Consider the following 14,789-nt stretch of genomic DNA (forward strand, 5'->3'; position numbering starts at 1 on the left):
ATTTTATAATTTTTCTTTTTTTAATTATAAAAATAATATATTATTCAATATTTAAATAAACTTATTGTATTTTTAAAAATTAAAAAATAAGAATATATTTTGTTTAATTGCTTATTTTCTAGTACCATGTAAAAAAGAAAAATATGATCCAACAGCAAACAAACCAATAAATGTTAGGCAAGAAAATACTGGTTGATAAATATTGGTGAATGATAGTTTATAATCAACTGAAGGAACAATCTGAAAAAAATTATAATAATTTTTATCACTTTGACTATAAAAAATAAAATTAATTCAAGTTATATATTTTTGTGGTACAAAATATCCAATAATAATGGTTGGTGTTGAAATTGTATATGTCATATCAATAAAAAAGTCACCAAATAAAATAGAAGTTAAAAAAATAATTATATTAATTGTTTGAATTATATAAGGATTTTTTATAGAACCAGAAATTAATAAAGCCAAGAAAAAAATAACAATAATATTTAGACTAATACTAAATATAAGACCAAATCATTGTGAAAAAGTTTTCATTGCTAATATTCATACTGTCATGATATTAGTTCCTTGTAACTGATCAAGAAAAAATAAATATCCAAGTAATATAAATACTGTACAAAAAGAAATAACAAAAATAACAATTAATAAACTTAAAATAAATGCAATCTTATTGATACCAAAATTGTGTAATTGTTTTAAAAAAACTGATTCGCGTCATTGACAAATAAGATGACCAATTAAAAAAATATTAAATAATATTGGTAATAAAATATAACTAGAAACTATAATATAACGATTATATTTAATAATTGACTGTGATGTTAAAAAATAAACTAAACTAAGTAAAATAACGGGCATTATTAAAAAGTAAATATAAGTTCTAAATGTTTTTAAAATTGTTTTAAACATATAACTTATACAATGACTAAAAATTACTATACTATTTTTATTTTTCATATTTCACATTTAAATTTCTATATTAAACACAAATGATTGTTGAGCAATAACATTATTGTTATAAACTGGTTTAATCATTAATTTTAACTGATTATGAATAGATTTTAAATTTTTTAAAAAATAATAGTTTTGATTAGTTTCGCCAACACGATATCATTTTTTTTCATCAAAATAATAAATAGCATAATAACTTAAATTTTCAATATTAACAGCATCTCATTGAAAACGAGCATTGTATAGTATTTGATTATTAACTGTTCGATTAATTACGTATTCTGATTTTGGATTTGAAATTACTGTATTTTCTTTGATTTGATTATTAGTTGTTGGACTATTTATTTCAAATTCACCAACATTAAACTTAAAATTATTATTAGTTGCTTTAATTTGTAATCCTAATTTAGAAATACGATTAAAAGTATTAATACCACCAATTTTCTTTAAATCCAAAGTAATTTTAACTCAACCACCTTGTAACTCTTCTTCATTATTTGGTGAAAAAGTTTGACGGTTTGCTATTAACGATTTTTGATCAGTAGTAGTAACTAAAAAATTAACTTTAGCATTATTATCACCATTAGTATTATAAATAAAACTGATCTGATGGTCATTTTTAATTAAATTAGTTCCCATAATATCTCAATCATAAACTTTACTTGTATTTCAATCGCCATTAATTATACTACCTTCTTCATTAAAACCCGAACCAATAGCAATTGAATTTCCTTTTTCATACACTTGATCATAATCATAAAAACCAGAAATTTTAGAGATATCTAATGGTTGTTCTGGATGAGCATCATCATAAATTTTTCATTGATAAGTTGGTAAAATATCAGTTAATCTACGATTTGTTCATGGATAATCATTAGCAACAATACTATTACCATTTTGATCATGATTAACAAATTTAATACCACTACCCATTGAAAAATTAGTTTTCTTATTTAAAATTTGATTATCATCAAATAAAGTAGTTCGTTCTTTAACTAAATCACCAATGCCATAACTTGATGAGTTATAACCATTATTAGTTAAATAATTATAAATAGTATCTTTAACAAATGGATTTGGTTTTCCTTTAGTAACTGCAGTTTTTATTCTAGGATCCGATATAAATGCTGCCTCTTGATAATTATCACTTGCATTTCAACCTTGATAATCATTTGCATTATTATTTGCTTGCATACCAATATTATTATTTCTAATAAAAGTATTTGTTCCTGAAAATTGAATATTATTAAATAAATTTGTTGTTTGTGTCGCAAATAAATAAGCTCTAGTACCATTAACATTATGATTTTTAGCTCAATTATAAGCATAAGATCCAAATGTTCCAGCACCATTATCTAAAAAATCAGAAATTCCAGTATACACATTTTTATTATATTGAGGTTTACCAGCAATCATTGTTTCTGCATACCCTAATTGTCGAAAATCATAACTTCCAAAAAATTGGGCATTAGCTCCAGCATCAAGAATAGTATTTAAATTTTTACCACTATAATTTGGATAATCTGTTAAAAATGATGTTGTTTTATCTGGTGTTTCACCAAAAGTTAATTGAATATCAGTTGGTGTAACTTCACCATTAGTTTTACGATAACCACTATCTGCCATTTTTAATGTTTCTATATCATTATATCCACTAACACCTTTTGAAACTGTAGCACCATTACGATAAAAAATTATTTTTAATGCTTGAATATTTGGATCACTAGCAGTATCTACTTTATAATTAAATTCTTTAATAATTTCGGCCATAACATTATAACCTAAAACTGTACCATTGGGAGCAGCGCCGTTTGATTCATTATTAATAAATCAACCATCAAAGCCATTATAATTAGCAATATTAATTAAAATATCAACTATTTTATAAGTACCATCACTATTTTTGCTAAGAAAATCTTTTAACATTTCTTTTGTTAAACCATGATATCCATCAAGAAAAAGATTACCAAATATTGGTGTTCCATTAATGTGTGCACTATCAATAACATCAGCTGGTGGTGGAACAATTGGCCCTTCAAATCAAGAACCTGATCAATTAATAAAATAATTAGTATATTGTCAATTTAATGGTGTATTTTCAAATGGATTTTTTGTCCCTACTATTGTATTATCAAAAGTACGATGTTTTCGTGTTGAAAATCTTAGTTGATTATAATTAATATTCTCATCTTGGTTACTTGAGTTGTATGTTGCTACAAATTGACGTTTCTGTAAAGGTACTGTTGCTCGATTATACTTTGCATCATAGTCTTTTTGTGGATTCCAATCTAAAATTGAATTCATTCTTAAATATTTTCGAGCTGAAGAAGTTATACCAAAATCAGAAGCATAATTACCATTAGGCATAAAACCTTTATTCAAAGGAACGCCAGTCACTGCTTGTTTTTTAATGTTTTGTGTTCATTGAAAACCAGTATTAAATTTTGAATAATTTAAATAATGACCAGTATTGCTTGGTTTAACATTTCCCAAATCATTAATATTACCAATATTATTAATAATATTTTGCGAGTTAGTATTATCAAAATTAATACCATCTCCATAATCTGAATTTGTTCAGTCAAAATTTGGTAAACCATTTAAATAATCACTACCATCTAAACTACCAATATTACAAGCAACTACTAAACTAGCAGGAGCAGAAATTAAACTAAAAACACCAAAAAGTAATAATATTTTTTTCATTATTTTTTATCCTTTCATTCCTCAATTAAAAAATCTTTTTGATAAATAAGAAAACAACATAGTAAATATCAAGATTCCAATTAATGTTTGCCAAATACTAGTAAAAACAACAAATGATATTTCATTATAATTTTGAATAATTTGACTTATTCCTAGTGGATCTAAAAATTGATATGAAGTAATCAACATATTAAACCAAATAAAATATTTAGTTGGACACAAATAATCAATAATAATAAATATTAAATTATTGTTAGTTACTGTTGGTTGAATTAAAACATCCGAAAAAATAATGAAAAATATGGTAAAAACAGCAAGCATTACAAATGATAAATTAAACTTAGGGAAAAATGTTGTAATAAATATGTTAGCAACTTTTAAAAAAATGTTAATAATATCATAGCAAATATATAGAAAATTCAAATAAATCATCTAATATTAGAAAGCAAATTTAGATGAAAATTAAATATTGAAATTAAAGAATAAATATTATAACAAATAATATTAATACTTACTGATAATGATACCATTATTAAATTTGATAAAAAAATTGTTAAAATAATATAATATTCATTAATACCAATTATTTTTATTCTTTTTAAAAAGTTTTTCTTTCGCCACTCAATCATAAATATTCCTAAATAAAAAGATGAAATAAAAACTGATATTGATAAAAAATTTAACAAAATGGGAGGTAAAATTTGATAGTAACTATAATTATTTCATAATCATGATGATAATGCAGAAATTAAAAAACCTAATAAAAATACAAAAATGTAAGTTCTAGGATTTACAAAAATTACTTTTGAAATTAAAGAAAAAAGTCTTGAAAATTTAGAAACAGTACTTTGTTTGAATAATTCTTTAGTTACCATTAACTTCATTTTGATAATACTCCACCATTATTTTACGTAAACTACCATATTTTTTTATAATTGCATCAATACTTTGGTCTTGATAAATTTCACCATTTTTTAAAATTACTACCCGATCATAAAGTAATTCAACTTCTTCTGGTGTGTGTGAAACAATTAATAAATTAATTTTTTTAATTTCTTTTCATGACTTAATAAAATTAACAAGTTTAATTTGCATTTTTAAATCTAAACCAGTAACTAACTCATCTAAAATTAAAATTTCAGGATCATTTAAAATTGATAAAAAACAATTAAATCTTTGTCTTTGACCACCCGAAAGTAAAGAAATTTCTTTTTTCAAAATATCATTTAACTCAAAAACATCAATTAATCCTTTGCCTTCTTCACTTTTAATATATTTTTTATTTTTATAAAATTTAATTAAATCAATAATTCGTGTACCAACTGGTCAATAACCTTCTTGAAATTGAACACCAATTTTCCGACTAACCTTTTTACCAACATCATCAAGAAATAATACTTTACCTGATGTTGGTTTTAAAACTTGTGAAATTATTTCAACCAAAGTAGTTTTACCAGAACCATTAGCACCTAAAATAGCAAGTGATTGTGAAGCAGGTATCTCTAAATTAATATTTTTTAAAACCTGATTTTTACCATAATTTTTACTTATATTTTCTAGAATAATCATTTTTATTTTCCTTGTAAATTATTATTTAAAATTTCTTCATATAATTGATTAAACATTTTTTTCATATCAGAATCCAAAATTAATAGTGGCTTTACTGTATTGGCAATGGTTCACATATATTCACCTTTGTTATTTCGTTCCACATATTTATCAAAAGTATAAAAATCAATATCAATTGATTTTTCAATTGTTCTACCTAAATCTTGAATTCAAATTTTTACTCATTGAAAATAAAAACCAGCTTCAAAATACTTCATAACTCATAAGTTTAAATATTCATTTGCATTAATATAATTACTACTTGGATCATTAATTTTATTAATAGTAAACTCAATAAAATATGTTCGCAATGTTAAGGCCATGTATATTTGCATTGATTGTGAATGAATAATTTTATTATTAATATAATCATTAATATCTGCTGTTGGTATACCAATTTCATCATAGCCAGGTTTACCAGCATTTTTACTTGCTGAATCACGGTATTTATCAAATTCAGCAAGATAAAAATTATTAAAACCATTAACAATATCATCATTAGTTTTACCTACTTTATCAATAGCATCTTGATATAAAAATTGTCAAACATTTAATTGATTTCTATCTTTTTTTGGTCAACCACGTGTTGGATAAAGAATATCATTTATACTATTTGTTTGATCAAAACTATTATTTACTAAAAATGTAATAACATTGCTAATTGGTGTTATAAAAATAAACATTATAAATAAAATCCATAAATATTTCTTCATATTTCCTCTTTAATATTAGTTATAAAAGTAAGAATATCATAAATAAGAATTTTATTCATTATTTTATTATACTTTTTATGATTTCTTCAACAAGAAAATTTTCACCAAAAATTTCATTAATATTAGCATTTTCAATGATATTAGTAATAGTTGCTAAATTATATTTTTGTTTTTCTAGTTTTTTTTCTAAACTAGTAGTACCTGCTGAGCCTAGGAAATCACCATATATTTTAATATTTTCAATAATTCCTGCCTTAACATTCATTCAAACGTGAATAGTTCCTTTACTAGGAAAAAGTGTTTTATGCTTTAAATCAAAATCTGGAGATTTACCATAAACTCAATCTCAAGTTCGATATTTAGTATTTGCTAATAATTCAATATCAGCAATCATTTTTTCAGAAAATTCCATAATCTTTGTATTTTTTGTACTTTTTAATTGTTCAATAATTAAATTTTGAAATTCTTCAATTGTTATTGGTGGATTTAATAATGGTAAAATATTTGTTACTCGTGCTTGTACTGATTTAATACCTTTTGATTTTAATTTATCCAAATCAGGTTTTAATACTTTTGGTAACATTTGCATATCAACATTAAAAAGAATAGTACCATGATGTAAAATTCGATTTTTATATGTATATTGGGCATTACCCGATATTTTTTTATCATCAACTAAAATATCATTTTTACCACTAAATTGAGCATTTAAACCTAGACTTTGTAAAACATTAACTATTGGTTTTGTAAAAAGAGCATAATTACGAGCATTATCTTTATTTTTATCAAAAATAAAAGTAAAATTTAAATTTCCTAAATCTTGATAAACAGCTCCACCACCAGATAATCTTCGTACAACATTAACTTTTTTTGTTCTTACATATTCATTATTAATTTCTTCAATTGTATTTTGGTTTCTACCAACAACAATAGTATTATTATTTTGTCATAATAATAAGATTTCATCAGTTATATAAGGATTAGTAATCAAATATTCTTCGGCTGCTAAATTAAAATATGGGTCTTTGCTATTATTAATATAATAAATCATTATTAATTTAATCTCCTTTATCTTCAGTTTTAAAATTTGTTCATTTATTAACAAATTTTAAAGTAGTTTTGCAATATGTATCATAATCGGTAGTGACGGCTCTTATATGTTTAGCAAATGGCATAATTAATAATTCACTTATTGTTTCTTCTTCATAATTTATTTTCTCTTCATACATTTTTTGTGCCATTGTTGCTGGTACAGTTTCATCATCATTACCATGAATAAATAATACAGGAATTGAAGAACAATATTTTAATTTATTAATAGGATCAATACTATTAATATTAAATTTATCTTTTAACCTAAAGAAAAATTTAACACCATAATAAAATCAAAATCAATGAAGGTTAAAGTATTGTTTACCCATAATTTTAATAATATGACTAAAACTATCAAATCCACAATCAGAAATTGCACATTTAACACCAAATTTACCAGTATCAAATCGAGATATTGTTTCCAAAACAGTACTAGCACCCATACTATTACCAATTAAAGTAATATTGGGGGGTTGTTTAAAATCTGTTTCTGTTAAATAATTATTAAGACTTAAAATAACAGCATATAAATCATCTGCTTCTTTATTGCCAAAAGTAATTGCATCATGAATATTATTACTACCATGACCTCTTGTATCATAAGTAACAATACTATATCCCTGCTCATAAAAATGTTTAACTAAATATAAAATGCTATAGCGATTTTGTTGTCAACCATGAGTTGCAATTATTCATTTATGATTTTTATTAGATTGATGATTATTAATGAAAAAAGCTGATAACAAGCGATTATCATAAGTAGTTATCGTCATATCTTGTGCTTCCATCATATCCCAATTACTATCATCAATCATTAGTTGTAGAGAATTTTGTAATTCCATATCTCGATTATAAAAACTCAAAGTATTAAGATCAATTTTATCAAAATTTGGATTAGTACTTCGTCCAATTCGTTGAAAATTTTCCATAACATTTCGCATCATTAAACCAATAAAAAAATTAGTAATTAAAAAATGAATAATCCATAATGGAAAACTAAATATCAAAATAATTTTTAATCATCAAGCAATTTTATATTTACTTTCTTTAACTGGTGAAGTCATTCTTGCTCTAAGTTTTAAATATTTTTCATTACTAACCATTATATTTTATTCCTCTCAAAATTAATTTGATAAGGCAATCTATTTTTTCTTACCTTTTAAATATGGATCTGGATATGTAACATCTTCTTTTGTTAAAATTCCTGTTGCTAAAAGTGCTGCCGCAGTAACAAAGTTATAAGGCTTATTAAAGTGTGGTAAAAAATACATATCAATTAATGGAATTTCATCAATAGTAACCTTTTTCAATATTGCTAATGAAAACATTGCAATTGTTTCTGTATGATCATGAGTTGAACCAATTTCAGCTCCAACAATACGACGAGAACTCTTTTCTCATATAATTTTAATTTTTACTTCATGATTTTCACTCATAAAAGGTGGAAACACTGTATCTTGATAAAAATATGCTTCTACATTATTAGAACCTAAAATTGCTTTTGCAGAAACTTCTGATAAACCAGTAGCACATAACTTTCAACCAAAAACAGCAATTGCATTTGTTCCTTGAACACCAGGAAAGGCGATTCTTGTTTTAGGATCTGTTTTTGCAACATTTAATCCAGCAATTAAACCACTACGTACAGCATTAGTTGCTAAGGAAATATTAACATTTTTATTTCAAGCATTTGAACGAATATTAATACAATCACCAATTGCATAAACATTAGGATCTGAAGTTTGAAAATATTCATTAACTTCAATTGCACCACGAGGATCTAAGTTAAGTTGAACTTTACCATTCTCATCTTTCAAGATAGCAGTATTTGGTAAGAAACCAACAGCCATAATTACTAAATCAGCTTTATATGTTCCTTTATTAGTTTTTACTTCACTCACTTTATCATCTTTAAGAATAAATTCTTGTAAAGTTTCTCCTAATTGTAATTTTACTCCTACTTTTTTCATATCTGCTTCAACATCATTTGTAAATTCTTCATCATAATAACGAGGCATAATACGATTTTCAAAATCAATTAAAGTAACTTCTTTTTTATCTTTATAAAAAGATTCTACTAATTCAATACCAATATAACCTGCACCAATTACTACTACTTTTTTTACTTCCGGTTTACTCAAATCAGAAATAATTTCTTGAGCATGTTGGTATAGTTTTGATAAATGAATGCCATTTGTTAATTTAACACCATTTAAAGTATCTTTAACAATCGCACCATCTTTATGAGCAATTAAACCAGGAATTTCTTTACCACCTGGATTTAAGATTGGTCATGAACCAATTCCTAATACTAACTTATCATAACTTTCAATAAATACTTCATTAGTATCTAAATTTTTAATAGTAACAGTTTTTGCTTTACTATCATATTTAATCATTTCATGTTTTTCTTTAATTTTAACACCTAATGCTCTTAACTTTTCAATTGTGGCATAAAATAATCCTTTTGGATCAGTAAATTCTTTACCAACTCAAAGCGCAATTCCACATCCTAAAAATGAAATATTATCATTACGATCATATGCTACTACTTCACTATTTGGATTAGACCTCATAATTGCCTTTAATGCTGTTGTTCCGGCATGATTAACACCTATAACAACTATCTTTTGTTTTCTTTCCATGCTAAAATCCTCTCTTACTTATTACTTTTTTTCAATTTCTTTTATTGTGTAATCACAAATACAAATATATACATTATTTTATCACTTTTTATTTAATAGTTACAACTCTTTCTTTGTTCAGTAAATGAATATAACAATAATTTTAAGAAACTGAAATTGCCATTGCTGATGGACTACTTCCATCATGATCATGATGATATTTATTAATTTCTAATAAGCCACGACAAGTATCTCAATTATTATTTAAGAACGGCTTATTAGTTTGTTTATTTTTTTTGTCATAATTATTTATTTTATTTATCATGCTTTTATCAAAATTTTCAATTTCATCTTTTTCAAAAATTTTAAAAATTTTCTTTTCTTTAATGTCTTTATATGTCATACTTTTTTCTCCTTGAATCTTTAAAGTATTTATTTTTAATTAAAATTTGATAATTATTAAGTATTTTCACTTAATTTAAACATTATATATCAAAACAAAAAACCTTAATATATTTTTTTCATTTTTTAAATATTTTTTAATAAATTATATGTATCTTGACAAATCATTAATTCTTCATTTGTTCTAATTTTAAAAATAGGAACTTCTGATTGTTTATCACTAATTTCTAAGTAATCATTATACTTATCATTATTTTTATTAGTTACTAATTTTAAAGTAAACACTTTAATTTCCTCAATAACTAATTGACGAATAATTGCAGAATTTTCACCAATACCTGCTGTAAATACTAATGCATCAATATTACTATCTAAATCATTACCATATTCAACAATATAATTAGCAATTCTTTGAACAAACATTTTTATTGCTAATTGTGATTGTAAATGATATTTATGGTTTTTATCATTACTACTTGCAAGAACATCACGTAAATCAGAAGAATGTCCACTAATTCCTAATAAACCTGAACTTTTATTTAAATCATTAGTAATAGTTTCAATAGTTGCTTCTGCTTTAACATTACACATATAACCATGAATAGAAGGGTCAATGATACCACTTCTAGAACCCATAATTAAACCTTCTAATGGTGTTAATCCCATGCTAGTATTAAAACTTTTACCATTTTTAATAGCACAAATACTAGCACCATTACCTAAATGACAAATAATAGCATTAATCTTATCTTTTGGTTTATTTAAAATATTAGTTAATTTATCTAAAATATAACGATAACTAGTACCATGAAAACCATATCTTCTTACCTCATATGTTTTATATCAATCATATGGAACTGAGTAAAGATATTTTTCTTCAGGAATAGTACTATGAAATGAAGTATCAAATACTGCCACATGTTTAGCATGTGGAACTAATTTTTGAAAAGATGATAATCCTTTTAAAGCTGGTGGATTATGTAATGGTGCTAATGGAATACATGCTTTGATACCAGCAATGACTTTCTCATCAATAACAATTGAGTTATTAAATTTTTGACCACCGTGAACCATACGATGACCAATTCGTTTAATATCATCAAAATTATTAATGACCTTATACTCAATTAATGCATCAATAACTGTTTGTGCTCCTATAACATGATCGGCAATATCTTTCGTTACTTCATGTTTAATAAAGTTATCACCATTAGCAATTTCAATAACAAAATTACTATTTTTAATAGCTATCCTTTCAACTAAACCTTTACAAAGAATAGTAAAATGAGGTTGTTTATCATTATTAATAGCATTAAAAAGTTGAAATTTAATAGAACTACTTCCAGCATTAATAACTAAAATTTTATTTTGTTCTGACATATTTGTTTTATCTCCTTATTAATTCTTAATTAATGTTTGAATAGCAGTGATCAATGCTGTGTAATAAATGTCATCAATAGTAGCACCACGAGAAAGATCATTAACTGGCTGATTTAAACCCAAAACAATAGGACCAATAGCTTTATAATCACCTAATCTTTGGGCAATTTTATAACCAATATTAGCAGCATCTAAAGTTGGGAAAATAAATGCATTACAATGATTTTTAATTGTTAATTCTGGTAATTTTTTATTTCGCACTTCTTGATCTCAAGCAGCATCAAATTGAATTGGTCCTGCTACTTGCACATTCTTTAATTTTAAATGCTGAACAAAGTTAGTAGCATTACGTACTTTATCAACACTTTCACCACTACCACTAGTATTAGTAGAATAAGATAACATTGCTAATTTAATTGGATTAAATTCTAAAAGTTCGCCAAAGTGAATTGTAGATTTTGCAATATCTGCTAATTGTTCAGCTGTTGGATTTAAATTAATTGAACCATCACTAAATAAAAATATTTCTTCATTTTTATTCATAATAAATGTACTTGAAACAGTTTTAGTACCTACTTTTGGTCCAATAATTTGTAAAGCCGGACGTAAAATATCAGCAGTAGTAAAAGTAATACCACCAACAAAACCATTAACTTCTTTATTATTTAATAACATCATTCCATAGTAATTACGACTTAATACCAATTTATTAGCTGCTTCTAAAGTTAAACCCTTTGCTTTTCTTAATTCATATAATTGATTAGTAAAATTTGTTACTTGATTTTCTTCAATAGATAATGTTTTAATATTAGAATTTTTAATATTACTAGGAATTTCTTTATCATTATTAAATAATAAAACTGGTGTAATAAAATTTTTAACAGGTGAATTATCATTAATAATTTTTAAAGCTACTGCCTGTACTTTTTCATTATCACCTTCTGGAAATAAAATTCTGATTGATGTTTTGCTTTTTTGTAAAATAGATAAAATAAAATCTAATAGTTTCATATTATTTTCTCTCCTTTAATTTGTTAATTTTGATTGCTAATAATAGTTGCAATTGCTTTATTTTGTACTGCTTTAATGATATTATTTTCAACCTTAATATCAAATACCATAATTTTCAAGTTAGCTTCCATGCACATTGTTGAAGCAGTTAAATCCATTACTTTTAATTGTTTATTAGTAATATCTTGATATGATAAATGTGAATAACGAATAGCATTTTTGTTAATATTTGGATCTTTATCATAAACACCATCAACGCCATTTTTTGCCATTAATAATATATCCGCATTAATTTCAGTAGCACGAAGTGCTGCTGCAGTATCCGTTGTAAAGTACGGTGAACCAGTACCACCAGCAAAAATACAAACATAGCCTTTTTCAAAACTACTAATAGCTTTTTTGTAATAAAAAGGTTCAGCAACTTGATTAATCTCTAATGATGTTTGCACAATAACTTTTACGTTAAGAGCTTTTAACTTTGATTCAATTACCAAAGCATTCATAATAGTTGCTAACATTCCCATATAATCAGCATTAATTCTTTTTAAACCAATCTTTTCTCCTTGTTTAGCACCACGTCAAATATTACCACCACCAATTACTAAACCAACTTCTACTTTTGCCTTAACTAGGGTTTGAATTTGTTGACAAACATTATCAATACTTTCATTATTATATAATTCATTACTACCATCACCTAAAGCTTCACCACTAATTTTTAATAATATTCGTTTATATTTAAATTGTTCCATTTTTGATCATCCTCCTTAAATTTAATATTATAAAAAGCCACAGATTGCTTTGTGGCTTCTTATTTATTTACTGTTATCACTAGATAATGAATCATTATTTGCGCTTTCAGCGACAGTTTCTAATTCAACGTTAGCAATAACTTTTTGTGCTAAATGATCTTTAACAAAAAGTTGTGCTTGTGGAGTAATAATTGTTAAACGTTTTTTAATTTTTTTAATACCCTGTTCATAAACAATTTTTAAAACATTTTTCTTTTGTTCCAATGCAACAATTTTACTAGTATTAACGCTTTGTCCAAAGAAATAAATATTATGTTCATCAACTGCGATACCAAAATCAAAACTAAAAATATATGCTAATCCTAACATGATAACTAAAAATATATACTCTACTATTAATAAACTTAAAAAAGCAGGATCAGATTTAATATATTCTGGTTCAAATGTTCAAACTTGCATTCCAATTGGAACAATCGAGATAACTAAACCAATTACCCCAACTATTAATGTTGCTACTAATAATTTTAAATTCAAAAATTTAATAGTTGTTTTTGGTTTATTAAAACTATATCATCCTCAAACAAGAATAACTAATAATAATATAAACATTACTAATGCAATATAATATATAATTTGAAAATTCACTTTATTTACCTCCTAAATGTTTATTTGGCAGAACTATCAATTTTTTCACCTAATTGATAACGTATCATAGCTATAATTGTAGCATGATTTTTAGTTAAATACTCTTTAACCTTAATTGTATTATCTTTAATATAAAGTTGATCAACAATAGTTAATTCAGATAATACTTTTTCAAAACGACCTCTTATAATATTTTCAAGAATATTATCAGGACGTTTTTTTGCTTTCAATTTTTCTTCTTCTTTTGTTTTTTCACTAATAATTGATAATTCTTTATCACGAACTGTTGCGGGTATGTGATCAATATCAATATATTTAGCATCTGCTGATACTAATTGCATAGCAACATTATTTGGAATATCACTTTCCTTATCAACACCTTTGATAATAACTAAACCACTATATTTACCACCACCATGGACATATGAACCAAAAACTTCATCACTATTTTTACTTAAATATTGAAAACGATTTAAAACAATATTTTCACCTAATTTAGCGATAGCAAATCTTATCTCATCATTTAAACTTTCACTACTTCCATCAGCTTTTAACATTAAAGCTTCTTCAATAGTTTTAGGTTGATGTTTTAAAATTGTTTCTAAAATCTTAGTAAATAAATCATTAAAATCTTCTAAATCAGCAACTTGTTCAGTTTGACAATTTAATTCAGCAATAATTGCATTATTACCACTAATAACAACTTTAGTAACCCCTTCAGTGGCTTTATTAATACTTTTTTTCTCTGCTTTTGCTAAACCTTTAATTTTTAATAGGGAAAGTGCTGCTTCAAAAATATTATTTTTTTCCATCAAAGCTTCTTTACAATCAGTAATTGGTAAATCGGTTGTATCTCTTAATTTTTTCAATAATTTAACATCTACTTTAACTTCTGACATATA

General features: G+C 24.6%; 13 protein-coding genes. All 13 read right to left on the bottom strand.

All coding sequences use genetic code 4. The features are described from left to right. Window positions 1-111: 111 nt before the first annotated feature. The gene (locus tag AACK89_RS02330; RefSeq protein WP_338978984.1) at window positions 112-558 is read right to left on the bottom strand and encodes a hypothetical protein; all 447 of its coding nucleotides are present in this window, start codon (window positions 556-558) and stop codon (window positions 112-114) included. A 411-nt stretch (window positions 559-969) separates the two neighbouring features. After that, window positions 970-3,660: an endo-beta-N-acetylglucosaminidase gene (locus AACK89_RS02335; RefSeq protein ID WP_338978985.1), complete on the bottom strand. Its 2,691-nt coding sequence runs from the start codon at window positions 3,658-3,660 to the stop codon at window positions 970-972. Window positions 3,661-4,524: 864 nt separating this feature from the next. After that, the gene (locus tag AACK89_RS02340; RefSeq protein ID WP_338978986.1) at window positions 4,525-5,229 is read right to left on the bottom strand and encodes an ABC transporter ATP-binding protein; all 705 of its coding nucleotides are present in this window, start codon (window positions 5,227-5,229) and stop codon (window positions 4,525-4,527) included. Window positions 5,230-5,231: 2 nt separating this feature from the next. Then, window positions 5,232-5,951, bottom strand: coding sequence for a hypothetical protein (locus AACK89_RS02345; protein WP_338978987.1), 720 nt, complete (start codon window positions 5,949-5,951; stop codon window positions 5,232-5,234). Between the two features lie 88 nt (window positions 5,952-6,039). After that, a complete protein-coding gene (locus tag AACK89_RS02350; protein ID WP_338975246.1) occupies window positions 6,040-7,032 on the bottom strand; it encodes a lipoate--protein ligase in 993 nt (330 codons plus the stop codon). A 7-nt stretch (window positions 7,033-7,039) separates the two neighbouring features. Further along, a complete protein-coding gene (locus tag AACK89_RS02355) occupies window positions 7,040-8,176 on the bottom strand; it encodes an alpha/beta hydrolase (RefSeq protein ID WP_338978988.1) in 1,137 nt (378 codons plus the stop codon). A 39-nt stretch (window positions 8,177-8,215) separates the two neighbouring features. Further along, on the bottom strand, window positions 8,216-9,718 hold the full coding sequence (locus AACK89_RS02360) for an FAD-dependent oxidoreductase (protein WP_338978990.1): 1,503 nt from the start codon (window positions 9,716-9,718) through the stop codon (window positions 8,216-8,218). A gap of 142 nt (window positions 9,719-9,860) precedes the next feature. Beyond that, window positions 9,861-10,100, bottom strand: a complete 240-nt coding sequence (locus AACK89_RS02365) for a hypothetical protein (protein ID WP_338978992.1) — start codon at window positions 10,098-10,100, stop codon at window positions 9,861-9,863. 125 nt (window positions 10,101-10,225) lie between these two features. Further along, window positions 10,226-11,479, bottom strand: a complete 1,254-nt coding sequence (locus AACK89_RS02370) for an acetate kinase (protein WP_338978994.1) — start codon at window positions 11,477-11,479, stop codon at window positions 10,226-10,228. A gap of 18 nt (window positions 11,480-11,497) precedes the next feature. Next, a complete protein-coding gene (gene pta, locus AACK89_RS02375) occupies window positions 11,498-12,490 on the bottom strand; it encodes a phosphate acetyltransferase (protein WP_338978995.1) in 993 nt (330 codons plus the stop codon). Window positions 12,491-12,513: 23 nt separating this feature from the next. Further along, on the bottom strand, window positions 12,514-13,242 hold the full coding sequence (pyrH, locus tag AACK89_RS02380) for a UMP kinase (RefSeq protein WP_174481596.1): 729 nt from the start codon (window positions 13,240-13,242) through the stop codon (window positions 12,514-12,516). Between the two features lie 63 nt (window positions 13,243-13,305). Beyond that, a complete protein-coding gene (locus AACK89_RS02385) occupies window positions 13,306-13,887 on the bottom strand; it encodes a hypothetical protein (protein ID WP_281749272.1) in 582 nt (193 codons plus the stop codon). Between the two features lie 20 nt (window positions 13,888-13,907). After that, window positions 13,908-14,786, bottom strand: coding sequence for a translation elongation factor Ts (gene tsf, locus AACK89_RS02390; RefSeq protein ID WP_338974964.1), 879 nt, complete (start codon window positions 14,784-14,786; stop codon window positions 13,908-13,910). Window positions 14,787-14,789 lie beyond the last annotated feature (3 nt).

The organism is Spiroplasma endosymbiont of Panzeria rudis (assembly GCF_964019705.1).
Taxonomy (GTDB): domain Bacteria; phylum Bacillota_I; class Bacilli_A; order Mycoplasmatales; family VBWQ01; genus Spiroplasma_E; species Spiroplasma_E ixodetis_A.